This window comes from Pseudomonas putida (genome assembly GCA_041879295.1).
GTDB lineage: Bacteria > Pseudomonadota > Gammaproteobacteria > Pseudomonadales > Pseudomonadaceae > Aquipseudomonas > Aquipseudomonas putida_Y.
Genome location: CP047152.1, coordinates 65,037 through 82,349, shown reverse-complemented (window position 1 = coordinate 82,349; position 17,313 = coordinate 65,037). Strand labels below are relative to the sequence as shown.

Genomic DNA, 17,313 nt, shown 5'->3' with positions numbered 1-17,313 from the left:
TTGCTGTCCTCGGCCCGTAGGCCACAGTGATTATTCTTGTTGTTCCACTGTCGGCGACTTCTGACCGCAAGCCGCCGGTACTGCACGCACCCGGGTCAGGGCGTCGGTAACGCGTCTTCGTTCAGGTTGGTCTGGGTAGCAGCTCCTTTGAGGATCAGTTGCGCCGCCTTTTCGGCGATCATCAGGGTGGGGGAACATGTATTGCCGGAAGTAATCTGCGGCATGATCGAAGCATCTGCCACGCGAAGACCGGGGATGCCATGTACACGCAGTTGGTTATCCACAACGTCCATGGCACCGTTGCCCATGCGACAGGTACCGACCGGGTGGAAGATGGTGGTGCCGATCTTGCCAGCGGCCTCGAACAGTTCTTCCTCGCTTTGAAGCGCCGGGCCCGGCAAATATTCCTTGGGCTCGAAAGCGGCGAGGGCAGGGGCCTGGACGATGCGCCGGGTAAGGCGAATGGCATCTGCAGCAACACGCAAGTCCTGCGGAGCACTGAGGTAATTGGGGTCGATCAGCGGCGTGCTGTTCATGTCGGTGCTGCAGATATCGATACGCCCGCGGCTGGCCGGGCGCAGGTTGCACACCGAGGCAGTAAAGGCCGGGAACTGATGTAACGGCTCACCGAAGCGTTCCAGTGACAGCGGCTGCACGTGATACTGAAGGTTGGCGGTGGCCTGTTCGGGGCTTGAACGCACGAACGCGCCTAACTGGCTCGGCGCCATAGCCAGCGGCCCGCTGCGGTCGTAGAGGTAACGCAGGCCCATGCCCATCTTGCCCCACAGGCTGTTGGCCATCTGGTTCAAGGTACGGGTGTTGCGGATCTGGTAGATCAGGCGCAGTTGCAGGTGGTCCTGCAAGTTGCCACCAACGCCGGGCATATCGTGGCGAACACCAATGCCCAAGCTTTCCAGCAACTGACGCGGACCGATGCCGGAGCGCTGGAGGATGCCCGGTGAACCAACCGCCCCAGCACAGAGGATGATCTCGCGACGCGCCGCAAACTCATGCCAGGCCCCTTGCCAGAACGCCTTCACCGCCCTTGCGCGGGTGTTGTCGAGCAGTACCTGGTCAACCTGCACGCCAGTCAGCACAGTGAGGTTGGCGCGATCCTTGATCGGCCGCAGGAAGGCTTTGGAAGCGTTCCAACGCACACCACTGCGCTGGTTGACCTGAAAATATCCACAACCCTGGTTGTCGCCGGTATTGAAATCTTCGACCTTGCCAATACCGCTCTGCTCGGCGGCATCACGGAAAGCATCAAGGATCGGCCAGCTGTAGCGCTGGCGCTCGACCCGCCATTCGCCCTCCGCGCCATGGTGCTCGCTGGCGCCGGCAAAGTGGTTTTCGCTGGCCTTGAACAGCGGCAACACATCTTTCCACGCCCAGCCGTCGTTGCCTTGCGCGGCCCAATGGTCATAGTCGGCGGCTTGGCCCCGCATGTAGATCATGCCGTTGATCGAAGAACAGCCACCTAGCACCTTGCCCCTTGGATAACCCAAAGCGCGACCACCGAGGCCAGGCTGTGCCTCGGTCTTGAAGCACCAGTCTGTGCGCGGGTTGCCGATGCAGTAGAGGTAACCGACGGGGATGTGGATCCAGGGATAATTGTCACGGCCACCCGCCTCCAGCAGCAGCACGCGGCAGGAAGGGTCGGCGGACAAACGATTGGCCAGCAGGCATCCGGCGGGGCCGGCCCCTACGACCACGTAGTCGAAGACAGAATCGGCTGATGGCATGTGCAACCTCGCGCCTGTTTTTTATTCTTGTCCCGGTCCATCTTAGTGAGTAATTTCGTGGATGAAACACGAGATTTCGCGCAGCCGCTGTGCGTTTTAGCACAGTGGCAAGCCTGTACCGACCTCTTCGCGGGCGCTCCCGCTCCCAACGGGACCACGTTGCCTTCAGGATGTTCAGCGCACCTGGACTGCCCGCGAAGAGGCCGGAACGAACTGCCAAAAAGGACAAGCATGTTCGACTGGAACGATCTGCGGTTTTTCCTCGAGTTGCAGCGCAGCGGCCGCCTGCTGACTGCCGCCAAGCGCCTGAACACGACCCACAGCACCGTGGCCCGGCATATCGAGAGCATCGAGCAGAGCCTGGGGACCGCGCTGTTCGTGCAGCATGCCCAGGGGTACGAGCTGACCCCATCGGGCCAAGCCCTGCTCAAGCATGCCGAAGCCATGGAAAATGTCGCCCTGCTGGCGCAGGAAGAAATCACCCAGGCCATCACCCCGCTGGGCAAGATTCGCCTGGGGGTAACCGAAGGCATCGGCATCATGTTCTTCACCCCGCGCATGAACGCGTTGTTCGAGCGCTACCCCGGCCTGGAGGTGGAACTGGTAGCGGTGCCGCGTTTCGTCAGCATCCTCAACCGCGAGGCAGAAATCAGCATCCATCTGGAGCGGCCCAACGCCGACCTGCTGATCACCCGCAAACTCACCGACTACCGCTTGGCGCTATACGCCAGCCAGGACTACCTGGACCGCGCGCCGCCACTGCGCCACCGCGAAGACCTGGCTCGGCACTGCTGGATTGGCTACGTCGACGATTTGCTGTTCAGCCAGGAACTGCTGTTTCTCAACAGTTTCTGCCGAGCACCCAACGTGGTGTTTCGCAGCACCAGCGTGATCGCCCAGCAAGCCGCCGCCCGCGCGGGGCTGGGCATCGCCGTGCTGCCCAATTACATGGCCCGCCACGACCCGACACTGGTGCGCGTGCTGCCGGGTGAGACCATCCAGCGCAGCTACTGGATCTGCACCCGCCGCGAGCTGCACAAGTCTGTGCGCCTGCGGGTGGTGTGGGACTACCTGCTGGCGTTGTGCGCGGCCGAACAGAGCGAGTTGCTAGCCCAGTAACGCCTTGCCGGCCAACAACAAGGCAGCGGCCCAACCTGCCAAGGCAAACATCTGCTGCAGGCGCGGCCCGGCCAACCTGGCTGCCAATGGTCGCGACAGCAACAGGCCGAGCACCGCGCCGACGGCAAACGGGGCGCCAACCTGCCAGTGCATGACGCCCGCAAGGCTGGCGCTGACCACACTGCCGGTAGAGACCAGGGCAATCACCGCCAGCGAGGTGGAGACGATGCTGGCCATGCGCAGATTGGTGTAGCGGTTCAAGGCCGGGATGATGACGAACCCCCCACCCACGCCGAGCAGGCCGGACAACAACCCGGACAAGACACCCGTGAATGCCAATGCGCGCGCGCAGGGCAGGGTCCAGCGCAAACGACCCTGCAGCGGGTTCAGCACACACGGCTCGATAAAGCGATGAGCTTCATTGGCTTCGCCACGCAGTTCTTTGGCCGCCTTGCGCCAGATACGCAGGCAGGCATAAACCAGCACCCCGGCGAATACCAGCTGCAACGGTGTATTTGGCAGGCGGTGCGCCAGCATCAGCCCGAACGGCGCTGCTGCCACACCAACCGACGCAATGAACAGCGCAGCCCGATAACGCACCAGCCCTTGGCGCAAGCCCAGCACTGCGCCAACCCCCGCAGCCAAACCAACAGCCAGCAGGCCGACCGGGGCCGCCTCGACTATCGATAACCCCAGGCCGAACACCAGCAAGGGTACAGCGAGAATGCCACCGCCTGCGCCGGTCAGTGCCAGCACCGCGCCGATGATCGCGCCCAGGCCCGCCCCTAACAGTTGATGCTCGATCACTGCCCACCCTCGGCTACCAGTTGCGGACGTGCCAACCACTCGCGCCCCTTGAGCATGCCTTGCCAGTACAACGGTGGTAGCGCCTGTGCCTTGAGCAGCCAGGCCAAGCGTGTCGGCTTGCGGCCATCCAGCAACCAGCTGGGGAAGCTCGGTGCCAGCTTGCCACCATAGGTGAACTCGGCCAGGACGATCTTGCCGCGCTCGACGGTAAGCGGGCACGAACCATAGCCGTCGTACTGGGCCAGGGTTGCCAGCCTGCCCAATGCCACCAGCACATTGTTGGCGACCACCGGTGCCTGCTTGCGGGCCGCCGCGGCGGTCTTGGCATTGCTGGTGTTAGCCACGTCACCCAGGGCATGAACATTGGTGTATTTGCGATGGCGCAGGGTATGCGGATCGACGTCGACCCAGCCGGAGCTATCGGCCAAGGGGCTTTCGCGAATGAAGTCTGGCGCCACCTGTGGTGGCACCACGTGCAGCATGTCGAAGGCCTCGATGCGCGTTTCGCTGCTGCCATCGGGCAAGGTACGCAAGAATGTAGCGCGCTTGCCCGGGCCGTCTACGGCAACCAGCCTGTGGGAGAAGTTCAGATCGACGGCGTATTTCTCGATGTATTTCATCAGCGCAGGCACGTAGTCGGCGACACCGAACAGCACGGCACCCGCATTGTAGAAGCTGGCTTTCACCGCCCCCAAATGGCCATGGCGTAGCCAGTGGTCGCAAGACAGATACAGCGCCTTCTGGGGTGCACCGGCGCACTTGATCGGCATGGGCGGCTGGCAGAACACCGCGCGTCCTTGCTTGAGCTTTTGCACCAGTTCCCAGGTATAGGGCGCCAGGTCGTAGCGATAGTTGGAGGTGACACCGTTGCGGCCCAGGGTCTCGCTGAGCCCATCGATGGCCGCCCAGTCCAGCTTGAGGCCGGGGCAGACGATCAGCTGTTCATAGCTGATGGTGCGACCATCATCGAGGATGACCAGCTGGCCCAACGGGTCGAATCCCTTTACCCGTGCCTTGACCCAGCGCACACCACGAGGAATGGTCGACGCCATGGTGCGGGCCGTGCTTGGTGCCTTGAACACACCTGCACCGACCATGGTCCAGCCGGGTTGGTAATAGTGCACTTCGGCAGGGTCGATCAAGGCGACGTCCAACGACGGGTCGCGGCTGATCAGGCTGGAAGCAGTGGCGATACCGGCGGCACCGGCACCGACGATGACCACCTTGTGGTGGTCGGTATTGGCAGGGGACAACGAGGCAGGCATGGCGGTAAATCCTGGAAATCTGATTATGGAGGGCAGGGAGGTTACAGCTTGTTCAGCGGGATCTTCAGATAGCTCACACCATTCGCCTCCGGTGGGGGCAGTTGGCCGCTGCGCATGTTCACCTGCACTGAAGGCAATATCAGCACCGGCATTTCGAGCGTCTTGTCGCGGGCTTCGCGCATGGCCACGAAGCTGTCCTCGTCGATACCCTGGTGGATGTGAATGTTGTGGGCGCGCTGCTCGGCGACAGTAGTGACGTACTGCATGTCGCGGCCACCTGGCAGGTAGTCGTGGCACATGAACAACCGCGTCTGATCGGGGAAAGCCAGCAGGCGACGGATTGAGCGGTACAAGGTGCGGGCATCGGCCCCGGGGAAGTCACAGCGGGCGGTGCCATAGTCGGGCATGAACAAGGTGTCTCCAACGAATACCGCAATCTCGCCGGCATCCTCGATCATGAAACTCATGCACGCGGGCGTGTGCCCAGGTGTGTGCAGCGCCCGGGCCTGCAGGTTGCCAATCCGGAAACCTTCCTCGTCTTCGAGCAGCACATCGAACTGGCTGCCATCACGGGCGAAGCCGGGCTCTGCATTGAACAAGGCGCCAAACACTTTCTGCACCTGGGTAATGTGCGCGCCGATAGCGGTATGACCGCCCAGCTTTTCCTTCAGGTAGGCAGCGGCTGAAAGATGGTCGGCGTGTACATGGGTTTCCAGCACCCACCGCACACTGGCATTCAGCTCGTTCACACGCTCGATCAGGCGATCAGCCGAAGCGCTGCAGGTGCGTCCGGACTTGGGGTCGTAATCCAGCACGCTGTCGATCAATGCGCATTGTCGGGTTTCACGGTCCATGACCAGGTAGCTGATGGTCGAGGTCGCCTCGTCGTAAAAGGCGTCCACGTGAAGGTTGTTGCCGATGATCATCACGTTCTCCAATTTATCCGCCCCGCCTTGTACAGGCGTAGGCAGTGACAGGAGCTTTATCAAGATGCATGCCAGGCTTTTTGCCACTCACTGGCCAATAAAACCGGCCAGTTGCAGACAGCTGCCGATAAAACTGACAGCCCAGGTGGCAGTCGACTGACAGCCAATGGCAGTATTTGGCAGTCCTTGTTACCCTGCATCGGTCATCCATACGGTGCCGTCATGCCTGAAGCCCATCCCCTCATCCTAGCTCTGGTTTCCTACCTTGAGCACGATGCCCTCCCGACCATCGTGTTGGACACTGACTACAACATCCTCGCCGCCAATGCGGCCTATCGCCGTCAGTTTGGCCGGCATGATCAGGCCCCACTGGGCGAGAAGTGTCACAGGGTTTCGCATCACTACGCTGTGCCGTGCGACCAGGCTGGCGAACATTGCCCGATGCGCAAGGCGTGGAACAGCAAGGTACCGGAGCGGGTATTGCACATTCATCACACACCACGTGGCCCTGAGCATGTGGATGTCGAATTGCGGCCGATCCTGGATGAACAGGGCAACGTAGTGGCCTTTGTCGAACGCCTCACCACCATCACCCTCGCCTCGGCGCAGCCACAGGAGCAAGGTTTGGTCGGCCGCGCACCAATGTTCAAGGCCGCCCTGGCCAGCCTGCAGCGTGCGGCACCGGCGCAGATCCCGGTGTTGCTGCAGGGGGAGTCGGGAACCGGCAAGGAGCTGTTCGCCCGTGCAGTGCACATGGGCAGCCCCAGGGCCAACGGCCCGCTGGTGGTGGTCGACTGCACCGGCCTGACCGAGTCGTTGTTCGAGAGTGAACTGTTCGGCTATGAGAAGGGCGCGTTCACCGGGGCGAATCAGCGCAAGATAGGCTTGGCCGAGGCAGCCCATGGTGGCACCCTGTTCCTCGACGAAATCGGTGAAGTGCCGCTGGCGATGCAGGTGAAGCTGCTGCGCCTGATCGAGTCCGGCAGTTTCCGTCCCGTGGGCAGCCTGCGCACTGTGCATTCGGATTTCCGCCTGATATCGGCCACCCACAAACCGCTCAAGAAAATGGTCGCGGATGGCTCTTTCCGTGAAGACCTTTACTACCGCATCAGCGGCTTCCCGATTCGTCTGCCTGCGTTACGCGAACGGGTGGAAGATCTACCGCTACTCGCCCAGAGCTTGCTGCAGCGCATGGCCGGCCAGCCGACGCCCAGGCTGAGTGAAGACGCCTTGCAGCAACTTGCGTTGCATCCGTTTCCGGGCAATATCCGCGAGCTGCGCAACATTCTGGAACGCGCGCGTTTGTTTGCCGATGACGGTGTGATCAGACCGGAGCATTTGCCGGAAGACACCGGACTGGCTGGCGCAGCTAAAGGAAGCGGCCGTCGCAATGACCTGGGTGAATTGGCGCAGGCGCTGGAGCAGTTCAAGGGGTCGCGTAGCGAACTGGCCAGTCACCTTGGCATGAGTGAACGCACGCTGTATCGCCGCTTGAAAGCGCTCGGGCTGCACTGAAAGAACGGCAGACTTTACCAGACCTTTACCTGCATCCTGACATTACAAGGGAAAAATCGTGGTCTGATCAGTTAACCGAACCTGGCAATCAATACGTGCCAGGCGATAACACGCAGAGGACCGCATCAAATGAAGAAAACCCTAGCCGTGATCTGCGCCGCGCTCATACTCAGCGTACCGCTGGCCAGCTTCGCGCAGCCTGGCCCACCTGATCGACATGATGGCAGCCGATCGCACCAAGGCAACCCGCCACATGCTCAGCCGCACCAGCAGGGCCGCCATGACAACGGCCGCGGTCCTGCTTACCGAGATCCAAACTTCCGCCCGAAGCACGGCATGCCGATACCTCATAAGCAGTGGCACCGTGGTCATGCCGTTGATCCACATTACCGTGGTGACCGTTACTGGGTAACCGACTGGAAAGCGCGCCACCTGTATGCGCCACCTCGTGATCATCGATGGCTGTATGTGAATGGCGACTATGTGCTGGTGACTATTGCCAGCGGTGTGATCGTGAACATTCTCACCGGCTACTGATTTTTTGCAGACACTAAAAAGCCCGCATCAGCGGGCTTCTTAGTGTCTGGCGAATTACACCTGATGTAGGTTCACAAAATAGGTGATAGGCCAGACCCCGTGAAATTGGAATCTTCGCCATTTTTTTTGTGAAATGAAGGGGTGCTTTTCACAGAAAAGCCGAGAAATCCCTACTCACCAATCACAAAAGTTGATTGGCCTGGAAAGGGCCGTTTACGACCGACGCGTGACTTTTCGGTAAGGGATGAGGAGTAGTCGCAGCGATCCTTTAGCTCCTAGTCTGGCGACCTTGGGTTCAGAATCCGACTGGCAATGCCCGCCGTCACTACTTCAGAGGAACCAGCTTCCTCTGCTGCCAAAATTGCGGGGGGCTCATGCTGGTACCCAGGCCCGACAAATGCGCAGTTGCAGCCCTCAATTGCAAGGCTATCCAAAGCGGCACGCGTGTCAATCAAGATCTGATGCATGACGATGGCCGGCCTCACGGAGGTGAAACCGGAGATTCAGAATGACTAAACCGACCCCGTAGACACCAACCTCCACGAAGGCCGCTATCGACCCAAAGCTGTCCTTCAAGAAAGGCAGCTAACGGCGAGAAGCGGTCATTTTGTATCTACAGGTTTCGGGGCGATTCACTCGTCTGATGCTCAGGAGCACCAGGATGGGCGTCAAGGAGGTGGTCATCTTGAGGTGGACTATGCTGACCAGTTGCTCTCAAATCTAATCGTGAGGTCCTCCATGGCAAACCCCAATCTGCTGGCTCTATTCAGAGATGAAGTCCTTCTGACCGGGCCTGAAAGCTCCCTACCTAGCAACCTATCTCAGTTCTGGCTTGAGGAGCTCCAGAATCATCTGGAGAGGTATTTCGACGGTTTGAACTCGGAGTCAGATGCAGAAGAGAAGGATCTCGACATCTCCCTCCCACTCGCAGCGATCATCCACATCTTGTTCGCAAAAAATGGTGGGGAGGAGATATCCGAGAGCTCTGAAAAGCTGTACGAGTATTTCCAAGACTACCGGCTCGAACTGGCCCTTGAAGAGATCACGCGAAAGACTCATGTGGCTGCCGAGGCTGCAACCATTGAGACCATCTTCACCAACCGAGACGTCCTGGTGGAGCAAAGCCCCCTTCTTCAATAGGTACCTCCACCGATGCCATCGCCGGCGGGCACGCTCCGAGGCATTGATGGAATGCATTTTGACGACTGCCGAGATCAGCGAATGAAAGAAATTGCTGCGCCGATGTTCGATCTAATCGCTTTGTCGCTTCCACGAGGGTTGGGGTTTGGGGACAGCCCGCCAGTAGGGGCATGGCTTAGTGAGGACGGAATTTCTTGTGCCGCTCTAACCCGAAATATCAATTCCGGCAGCTTCGGAATTGTCACCTTGCGGCGTCGTGTCGATAGCGTGTGGGTGCTCCTCAGCCATGGTGAGTGCACCACTGGCGAGTCCGAAGCCCGCGCCTCAATCAGCCATTTTCTCTATACCCAAGCCCATCCGCTTCCACTCCCTTCAGGTGAACGACGACGTGCTCCTCTAAGCAGAATGGGTAAGCGCACACCAAGCGTGGTGTTCAAATCACTATTTGATCCAAGCCGCCGTATTGGGGCGTGGGCGCTGAATCAACTGTATCTCGCACTGCCATCCCCAGACAGAAATTGGGTTCCCGATTGCCAGACTGAGAATTTTCACACCCGCCTCTGGGAAGCCCACCTATTAGCGATTTTTCGTGAACAGGGACTCTTGGTCACCCAGCCTAAAGAATCACCCGATTTTCACATCGAGAATAGGCTGGGAGATGAGGCCTGGGTTGAAGCAGTGACAGCCAACCCGGAAGAGCGGTATGAGCATTTTGGCGCCTCGCCGGTCCCCCCACCCGCTGACCGACATGAGCGTTTCTTAGGAGCGGCTGCAGAAAGGTTTGCGAGGACCATCCAAAACAAATTGGACAAGCGTTACGAATCCCTACCGCACGTGGAGGGTAAGCCGCTCATTCTGGCCTTAGCCGATTTCCATGCGCCCAGTTCAATGCTGTGGAGCAGGGAGTCGCTCATCAGCTATCTCTATGGCTTTGCAGTTCACTCATCTGCGCATCGTGGTACGCACCTGATAACTGTGGAGGAAGAGACATCTCTGCTATCAGGGCGCCCCAACGGCCTATTTACGCTAATGGAAAATGCCCATCTTTCAGCGGTCATTTTCACCAATGCCTGCACAGTGCCAAAGCTCAGCCGAGTGCCGATCTCAGGTGGAGCTCATCTAGACGGGTACCGATACTTGCGGTTTGGTGAGTTTTTCGACCGTTCTCCGGGAGCATCACGAGGTATCCCATTTCTGTTGGATGTAGCGTCCAGCGACTACGGTCAGCTCTGGCCGCAATATGGCTACGAGCCGTGGTCTGCTGAAGTGGAGGTATTCCATAACCCTATGGCACTATACCCGGTGCCTAATGAGTTGATACCAGAAGTCACCCACTGGAGAGAAGTAAACGGAAGAGTCGAGTGCGAATCTTTCTTTGATGTATCCATACTCCGATCCAGAACACTCGTCCTCAGTGCAAACGCTAAGGTTCCGTCACTCGATGAGTTGCTGACAGCAGCCAGTCCTCCAGAGCTCTGACGGCGGCGGGGTGGCCGCATCGTTGCCACGCAGGTAGATGAGAATTTCTCAGCAAGCTACCCAGCCAGGGGAAGGACATGAGATCCCCTGCGCAATTCAGGACCGTTGAAGCGTCACCTCTCTTCGGGTAAAAGCATGACCGTCATACAACGCTACAACAGCGTCATACCCGAGAGCATAGGAAGAAAAATGTCGATCCAAGGACTAAAACGATACTTTGGAAACAAGATTCACGCAGTGATAATGATGGCCCCGCTTAAGCGGGAAATGATACGCCTCGGCATATGCACCCTTATGGCGATTATTCTGAATATCATCTTGTATACCGGCGTTGAAGTAGACGGCACCATCAAGCCGTGGGCAGAAACCCCGATAAAACTGTTTGCATCGTCGATGTTATTCGCCTTCATGATCAAGGCTTTTCTGCCAGTTCTCGGCTGGACGATACTGAAAGCAATGCTGTTGAGTGCGAACAATGCCTTCAGCGGCATACTGAGTTTTTTGGGCAATCAGTTCACAGGCGTCATGTACTGTACCGGAATTATTATGGGTTCTATCACGATTAAATTGTATATGGTTTCCGGGGTTTTAGACTCTGAGTTTGCTTATCTGTCCGCAATCGTATTTGCTTCCGGGGTTTTATATTTCTATGTGCTGCAATGCGCCATTCAAAAAACAATGAGTCCGGCCCTGCGTACACCAGCAGTACCGCGTTAAACCACTAGGCTGTGACTATTCATCTCTGGTGCTCAGTAGGCGCTCGCTCTGCTGAACCCTCACCCATACACAACCATTAATGGACTGGCCCGCCTTCGACTTTATGAAGAAGGCGAGCGAGCACGTGACTGATTGCGCATGTATTCCGAGATGAGACTTTCGAAATTGATGTCCGCCTCCTCAACGAGAATATTGACGTGACAGTACAGCTCTTCAGGACCTCTGAGATAATTGAAAATCCTTGATCTAACGATGCCGCAAACCCCTTCTTTGACCGCCGTAGAGGGGAGGTTGATAACATCGCCAACGCACGGGATAAGAGCTAGGCCATGGTCGCTGTTGAAGACAATGTCAGCTGGACAGGCATCAATGCTGGCATCGGATTGTCCTTGCGAAACCTGCTGATAATCAATGCTATACCTCATGTACAGCCTACCTCATTTGTTGAGTGAGGAATCAGCGCCGCGGATCGTAAACAGAAACCTCAAGTTCGCAAGCGACGGGAGCATGTAGCGGATTTTCGGTACTAGAGAGCTTGGCAACTATCGTTTTTCAAGCACATACCCTACGCCCCGAAGCGTATGTATCAGTTTGGTCTCGAAAGGGTCATCTATCTTGGCTCTGAGTCTTCGAATCGACACCTCTACAACGTTTGTGTCGCAGTCAAAATTCATATCCCAAACCTGCGAAATAATTTGGGTGCGGCTCAGCACCACACCGGTATTACGCATCAGGTAATGCAGTAACGCGAATTCTTTCGTGGTCAGGTCAATGCGCTGACCGTCCCTGAATGCCCTGTGCCGGCTCTGATCAAGCTCCAGGTCAGCGACGCGAATGACCTCTACGGATGCAGGGTGATCTGACCTGCGCATCAAGGCGCGAACCCGGGCCAGCAGCTCAGGGAACTCAAATGGCTTGATCAGGTAGTCATCTGCTCCGTTCTCCAGCCCCCGGACCTTATCCGCCAGCCGGCTTCTCGCCGTCAGCATCATGATACGGGAAGGGCAGTTTTTACGACGCAACAACTCAAGGACCTGCCAACCGTCCATCTCTGGCAGATTTATATCCAGGATAATCAGCTCATATTCGTGCTGCTTAGCCAAGAATAATCCATCTGACCCGGTGTGGACGCAATCTACGACATAGCCACATTCCGTCAGACCTTGACGCACATACTCCGCAGTTTTTACTTCATCCTCAATTACCAGAATTCGCATGGGATTTTGTCTCGATATCACTGAGCAATTAACCGCGCACGCGCGCCGGCATTATTGAAAGGGATGGTAAATCAAAATGAGCGTGCCGGGGCTCAAATGACGGATTTGTAATTTCTAGGTAATACAGTTGATAGTCTGGCGGTATATCTTGTCGCGGTTTGGGTTTGACAGTTGCGGGCCCTCTCTCCAGCAGGTGATTTGACCTTATGAAGTATTGGGTTATTTTCTTCTTTGTGCTGGCTTCGTTCCGCTCAGATGACGGCGAGGTCGCTCACATTGAAGAGACTGGTCATTGGTGTAGTCATGAACTTCACCGGCATGCGATGCGTACAATCGAACGCCTACTTGAATTTTAGGCAAAAAAAAGGCGCCCAATGGGCGCCAAATATCCACCTTTTACCAAAGGAGCACTTAAGCCACTCAAGGTGAATGCGTAATGCTCGTTTTACTAACAGGACCCGCCAATGGATAACTGGCCCAGTTAGCGAATTACAGAATCGAAAGCGGGTACTCGATGATTACACGAGTTTCATCCAGATCCGATTCGAAAGCAGTGGCACGCGTGGTTGCCTGGCGCAACCGGAAGGACAGATCTTTTGCCGGACCGGTTTGGACAACGTATTTGACTTCGACGTCACGCTCCCAACGCTTCTGATTGTCGAGCGGGTTGCCGTTGTCGTCGGTGCGCATGTAGAACTGGTTAGCGTTCGAGTAATCCGCACCCGAGCCTCTGGCGTAGCGCGTCATGAACGTCAGGCCTGGAATGCCGTAGCTGGTGAAGTTCAGGTCATAGCGCAGCATCCAGGAACGCTCTTTCGGCGAGTTGAAGTCGCTGTACTGGATGGAGTTGTCGACGAAAATCGAGTCCGACTGACGCAGGTAGTCGAAATCGTCGTCGCCGTTGTTGCGCTGATGCGACAGGGCCAGGGTGTGGGCACCGTAACGCACACCGACCTTGGCACTCCAGATGTTGTTGTCGAATTCACCCAGGCGCTTCTTACCTTCATCTACGGCTTTGTAGTAGTTGAAGCCACCGATCAGCGCCAGATCGTCGCTCAGCGGGTAAACCACGCTTGTGCCGGCGTAGTACTGATTCCAGACGTCTTTCAGCTGGCTGGCGTAGACGCTCACAGTCCAGTTGTCGTTGATCGAGTAGTCACCGCCACCGTAACCGATCCATGGCGAGTTGACCGGGCCGCCGTAGAACGTCACGAAGTTGTCGTTCAGGTTGCTTGAGACCGGCTGGCTCATCGCATGCAGACGACCACCCTGGAGGGTAAGGCCCTGGATGCTGGTGTTCTCAACGGTCACACCGCGGAAACTCTCTGGCAGCAGGCGAGAGTCACCCGATGCGACGACCGGGGTCGATGGGAAGACATCACCCACTTTCACGATGGTATCGAACAAGCGGACTTTGGCTGCGCCGCCGACCTTGGTGTATTCGTCGCGAGCTTCACCCTTGTTATCAACGGGCAGCACGTCGAAGGAGCTACGGCCGCCGTTGCGCCCATCACCGGTGTCGAGCTTGAGGCCGATCATGGCAAAGGCATCAACGCCAAAGCCAACGGTACCTTGGGTAAACCCGGAGTTGAATTTGCTGATGATCGCGTGCGCCCAGGCTTCGGAGTAGCCGTTCGTATTGCCCTTGCCACTGTTGTAAGTGGGGGCGGTGCTGTCGCGGTTATCACGGTTGAAGTAGAAGTTACGGTTCAACACTGTAAGGCTGCTGCCTTCAATGAAGCCTTCTGGCTTGTCTTCAGCTTGTGCCGAAATAGCATAGCTTCCAGACAGCGCAGAAACTGCCGCCAAATACAGTGGTACTTTGATTTTCATCCGATGCTCCTTTGATTCACGGCAGTTTTTATTATGTTTACCGGCGCGGGTGTCGTTAGTTGTTCTGACCCGGCGGCGCGCCTAGCGTAGCGCGAGCTCATATTTGCAGGCCGAAGATAACGGGAGGGTGATAGGACAATTACAATTTCGTCATCTACCTGTTATTCGGCACCTTCGCACCGCGTGTTTGCCATCTCTGTTGCTTGTATCGAAATCATCGTGTCGGGTTGGGTTTCCCAGTATTTACGGGCATTACAAAGCTTTCTTACGAAATTGTAATTTTCTAGCCACCCCTCTGATAGCTACCGCTCATTAGAGTGCCATCACCTAATCAAGTGGGGCTTGGCAGCTGTTTCGGCGTTCTCGCCAAGCTTTATCGAAGTTTGTGCACGAGGACCATCAAAGTGCCCCGGTATAACCGCAATGTCTTACCCAAGACCCCCGTCTCGCCCTGGAAGATCGCTGCACTCTGTGCAGTCATCTCTGGGTTGATGGCGCCTGCAGCCCTTGCCCAAAGCATCAGCTTGCCCCAGGCGCTTTCGACGGCCATGGATGCCAACCCAGACCTGGCCGCGGCCAGGCAAGAAATTGGGATCGCTGATGGTGCTCGCAAGCAGGCCGGGCTTATCCCCAACCCCACAATCTCGTATGACGTGGAAGACACCCGTCGTAACACCAGCCAGACGACTGTCTCTCTCAGCCAGACCCTTGAGCTGGGCGGTAAGCGGGGGGCTCGTGTTGACGTCGCCACATACGGGCAGACCGCCGCACAGCTTGAGTTAGACCGTCGCGTTAACGGCCTGCGTGCAGATGTCGTCCAAGCCTTTTACGCCGCGTTGCGGGCCCAGACAGGTCTCGACCTGGCCAAGCAATCTCTCGAACTGACTGAGCGCGGTCTTCGCATCGTCGATGGCCGTGTTCGCGCAGGTAAGTCGTCCCCAGTGGAGGCGACCCGCGCTCAAGTGCAACTGGCCGAAGCCCAGCTGCAAGTTCGACGTGCAGAAACGGAAAAAGCGACCGCTTACCAACAGCTCGCTCAAATTACCGGGAGCTCAGTCACCGTGTTTGATCGACTCGAATCGCCAACCCTCTCCCCGGGCTTGCCACCTCGCACTGAAGATCTGCTGGCTAAGCTCGACCAAACAGCAGAAATGCGTCAGGCCGTGGTGCAGATAGACAAGAGCGATGCCTCGCTCGGCTCAGAGAAAGCTCAGCGTATCCCGAACCTTACTGTCAGTGTAGGTAGCCAGTACGACCGCTCTGTGCGCGAGCGGGTCAACACTGTGGGCCTGTCTATCCCTTTGCCGCTGTTCGATCGTAACCAGGGCAACATTCTTTCCGCTTCTCGTCGTGCAGATCAGGCCCGGGACCAGCGCAATGCTGTTGAGCTGCGCCTGCGCACCGAAACCCAAACCGCGTTGAACCAATGGTCCACCGCCATGCAGGAGGTCGAGTCCTACGACAAGACCATTCTGCCTTCAGCCCAACAAGCCGTAGAGACCGCAACCCGCGGCTTCGAGATGGGCAAATTCGGTTTCATCGAAGTGCTGGATGCCCAGCGCACCTTGATCGTCGCTCGTGGCCAATACCTCGAATCGTTGGCAGCGGCGACCAATGCGCGTGCGCAGGTGGAAAGGGTTTATGGCGAAGTCGGCTCAACCGCCGGCACTCGCTGAACGGGCCAAACATTTTCTTCGGCACACAGCCTTGAACAAGCCGGTGCCTACGATCAGCAGGAGTAGCAATGGATAACAAACGCAAGATCGCCCTCGCGGTAGCCGCTGTGGCAGCCCTCGGATTTGGCAGCCTTGCCTGGAACAACAGTTCCGGACAGCAGGCCGCCAGTACTGCCGAGCATGGCGCTAACGATGGCCATGGCGACGAAAAGAAAGCCGCATCTGCCGCCAAAGAGGAAGGTGATGAGGGCCATGGTGAAGAAGGCCACAGCGAAGAGGGCGGTGAAGAAGAGGGCAAGCTGACGCTCAGCGCTGAACAGATCAAGGCCGCTGGTGTTGCCCTGGAAGCTGCAGCGCCTCGTGACCTCGGTACCGTCGTGAGCTTCCCTGGCGAAATTCGCTTCGACGAAGATCGTACTGCCCACGTGGTTCCTCGTGTTCCTGGCGTTGTTGAGGCTGTCCAGGCCAACCTGGGCGAGACGGTCAAGAAAGGGCAAGTCCTCGCGGTAATCGCCAGCCAGCAGATCTCTGACCTGCGCAGCGAACAACAGGCCGCACAGCGTCGCGTCGAACTGGCGCGTGTGACCTTCGAACGTGAGAAGCAACTGTGGCAGGACAAGATCTCTGCAGAGCAAGACTACCTCCAAGCACGCCAAGCGCTGCAAGAAGCGGAGATCTCCTTGGCCAACGCCAAGCAGAAGGTCGGCGCAATCGGTGCCTCGGTTAACTCCGTTGGCGGTAATCGTTACGAGCTCCGCGCTCCCTTCGACGCCGTGGTAGTGGAGAAACACCTGACCGTCGGCGAAGTCGTCAGCGAGGCGACCAACGCCTTCATCCTTTCCGACCTGAATCAGGTCTGGGCGACCTTCGCAGTTCCGCCGACAGATCTGGGCAAGGTCACGACTGGCCGTGCAGTGAAAGTCTCTTCGCCTGACATGAACGTCGAGGTCGAAGGGAAGGTGGGTTATGTCGGCAGCCTGCTGGGCGAGCAAAACCGTGCAGCTACTGTCCGCGTCACCTTGACCAACCCCAACGGCGCCTGGCGTCCAGGCCTGTTCGTAAACATTGCGGTCACCTCCCAGACCGATCGAGTTGCCGTAGCGGTCCCTGAGCACGCTGTGCAGACCGTTGAAGACAAACCTTCGGTATTCGTACGCACCCCAGATGGCTTTGACACCCGCCCGGTAAAACTGGGTCGCCGCGACAATGGGTACGTGGAAATCATCGACGGTATTGAAGCCGGCGCCCAGGTAGCAACCAGTGGCAGCTTCACACTCAAGTCCGAGCTCGGCAAAGCTTCTGCCGAACACGGTCACTGATGCGAACTGACAGGATGATTT

The 17,313-nt window shown here is 57.7% G+C and carries 15 protein-coding genes; 8 read left to right on the top strand and 7 right to left on the bottom strand.

The window, feature by feature from the left end:
• Positions 1 to 95 precede the first annotated feature (95 nt).
• Positions 96 to 1,742: a choline dehydrogenase gene (locus GST84_00365; protein XGB10892.1), complete on the bottom strand. Its 1,647-nt coding sequence runs from the start codon at positions 1,740 to 1,742 to the stop codon at positions 96 to 98.
• Between the two features lie 231 nt (positions 1,743 to 1,973).
• On the opposite strand from GST84_00365, the gene GST84_00360 reads away from it, so the two are divergent.
• On the top strand, positions 1,974 to 2,861 hold the full coding sequence (locus tag GST84_00360; GenBank protein ID XGB10891.1) for a LysR family transcriptional regulator: 888 nt from the start codon (positions 1,974 to 1,976) through the stop codon (positions 2,859 to 2,861).
• Here GST84_00360 and GST84_00355 read toward each other — a convergent pair.
• From GST84_00355 to GST84_00345, 3 genes are read right to left on the bottom strand one after another with little or no spacing between them, the layout of a single operon-like run.
• Entirely contained in the window at positions 2,850 to 3,668 is an 819-nt protein-coding gene (locus tag GST84_00355) for a TSUP family transporter (GenBank protein XGB10890.1), read from the bottom strand. The two genes, GST84_00360 and GST84_00355, sit on opposite strands and share 12 nt — an antisense overlap.
• Positions 3,665 to 4,933, bottom strand: a complete 1,269-nt coding sequence (locus GST84_00350) for an FAD-dependent oxidoreductase (protein ID XGB10889.1) — start codon at positions 4,931 to 4,933, stop codon at positions 3,665 to 3,667. Before GST84_00350 ends, GST84_00355 begins: the two co-directional genes overlap by 4 nt.
• 41 nt (positions 4,934 to 4,974) lie before the next feature.
• Positions 4,975 to 5,859: an MBL fold metallo-hydrolase gene (locus GST84_00345; GenBank protein XGB10888.1), complete on the bottom strand. Its 885-nt coding sequence runs from the start codon at positions 5,857 to 5,859 to the stop codon at positions 4,975 to 4,977.
• A 222-nt stretch (positions 5,860 to 6,081) separates the two neighbouring features.
• Between GST84_00345 and GST84_00340 the strand changes: the two genes are divergently transcribed.
• The 5 genes from GST84_00340 (at position 6,082) to GST84_00320 (ending at position 11,247) form a co-directional block, all read left to right on the top strand.
• A complete protein-coding gene (locus GST84_00340) occupies positions 6,082 to 7,374 on the top strand; it encodes a PAS domain-containing protein (GenBank protein ID XGB10887.1) in 1,293 nt (430 codons plus the stop codon).
• A 129-nt stretch (positions 7,375 to 7,503) separates the two neighbouring features.
• Entirely contained in the window at positions 7,504 to 7,911 is a 408-nt protein-coding gene (locus GST84_00335; GenBank protein XGB10886.1) for an integral membrane-like protein, read from the top strand.
• A gap of 690 nt (positions 7,912 to 8,601) precedes the next feature.
• The gene (locus GST84_00330; protein ID XGB10885.1) at positions 8,602 to 9,051 is read left to right on the top strand and encodes a hypothetical protein; all 450 of its coding nucleotides are present in this window, start codon (positions 8,602 to 8,604) and stop codon (positions 9,049 to 9,051) included.
• A gap of 12 nt (positions 9,052 to 9,063) precedes the next feature.
• A complete protein-coding gene (locus tag GST84_00325; GenBank protein ID XGB10884.1) occupies positions 9,064 to 10,530 on the top strand; it encodes a hypothetical protein in 1,467 nt (488 codons plus the stop codon).
• A 189-nt stretch (positions 10,531 to 10,719) separates the two neighbouring features.
• The gene (locus tag GST84_00320) at positions 10,720 to 11,247 is read left to right on the top strand and encodes a hypothetical protein (GenBank protein ID XGB15688.1); all 528 of its coding nucleotides are present in this window, start codon (positions 10,720 to 10,722) and stop codon (positions 11,245 to 11,247) included.
• A gap of 101 nt (positions 11,248 to 11,348) precedes the next feature.
• Here the strand turns inward: GST84_00320 and GST84_00315 are convergent, their stop codons facing one another.
• From GST84_00315 to GST84_00305, 3 genes are all read right to left on the bottom strand, one after another.
• Complete coding sequence (locus tag GST84_00315) at positions 11,349 to 11,672, bottom strand: hypothetical protein (protein XGB10883.1); 324 nt, start codon at positions 11,670 to 11,672, stop codon at positions 11,349 to 11,351.
• 117 nt (positions 11,673 to 11,789) lie between these two features.
• Positions 11,790 to 12,464, bottom strand: coding sequence for a heavy metal response regulator transcription factor (locus GST84_00310; protein XGB10882.1), 675 nt, complete (start codon positions 12,462 to 12,464; stop codon positions 11,790 to 11,792).
• Positions 12,465 to 12,953: 489 nt separating this feature from the next.
• Positions 12,954 to 14,297, bottom strand: coding sequence for an outer membrane porin, OprD family (locus GST84_00305; protein ID XGB10881.1), 1,344 nt, complete (start codon positions 14,295 to 14,297; stop codon positions 12,954 to 12,956).
• 404 nt (positions 14,298 to 14,701) lie between these two features.
• On the opposite strand from GST84_00305, the gene GST84_00300 reads away from it, so the two are divergent.
• Both GST84_00300 and GST84_00295 read left to right on the top strand, forming a co-directional pair.
• A complete protein-coding gene (locus GST84_00300; GenBank protein ID XGB10880.1) occupies positions 14,702 to 15,973 on the top strand; it encodes a TolC family protein in 1,272 nt (423 codons plus the stop codon).
• Positions 15,974 to 16,041: 68 nt separating this feature from the next.
• Positions 16,042 to 17,292, top strand: coding sequence for an efflux RND transporter periplasmic adaptor subunit (locus tag GST84_00295; GenBank protein ID XGB10879.1), 1,251 nt, complete (start codon positions 16,042 to 16,044; stop codon positions 17,290 to 17,292).
• Positions 17,293 to 17,313: the final 21 nt, after the last annotated feature.

Coding starts and splice junctions, on each gene's coding strand:
- GST84_00305 (XGB10881.1), bottom strand. CDS start 14,297: ATGAAAATCAAAGTACCACTGTATTTGGCGGCAGTTTCTGCGCTGTCT.
- GST84_00315 (XGB10883.1), bottom strand. CDS start 11,672: ATGAGGTATAGCATTGATTATCAGCAGGTTTCGCAAGGACAATCCGAT.
- GST84_00295 (XGB10879.1), top strand. CDS start 16,042: ATGGATAACAAACGCAAGATCGCCCTCGCGGTAGCCGCTGTGGCAGCC.
- GST84_00310 (XGB10882.1), bottom strand. CDS start 12,464: ATGCGAATTCTGGTAATTGAGGATGAAGTAAAAACTGCGGAGTATGTG.
- GST84_00350 (XGB10889.1), bottom strand. CDS start 4,933: ATGCCTGCCTCGTTGTCCCCTGCCAATACCGACCACCACAAGGTGGTC.
- GST84_00360 (XGB10891.1), top strand. CDS start 1,974: ATGTTCGACTGGAACGATCTGCGGTTTTTCCTCGAGTTGCAGCGCAGC.
- GST84_00325 (XGB10884.1), top strand. CDS start 9,064: ATGCCATCGCCGGCGGGCACGCTCCGAGGCATTGATGGAATGCATTTT.
- GST84_00340 (XGB10887.1), top strand. CDS start 6,082: ATGCCTGAAGCCCATCCCCTCATCCTAGCTCTGGTTTCCTACCTTGAG.
- GST84_00335 (XGB10886.1), top strand. CDS start 7,504: ATGAAGAAAACCCTAGCCGTGATCTGCGCCGCGCTCATACTCAGCGTA.
- GST84_00320 (XGB15688.1), top strand. CDS start 10,720: ATGTCGATCCAAGGACTAAAACGATACTTTGGAAACAAGATTCACGCA.
- GST84_00365 (XGB10892.1), bottom strand. CDS start 1,742: ATGCCATCAGCCGATTCTGTCTTCGACTACGTGGTCGTAGGGGCCGGC.
- GST84_00345 (XGB10888.1), bottom strand. CDS start 5,859: ATGATCATCGGCAACAACCTTCACGTGGACGCCTTTTACGACGAGGCG.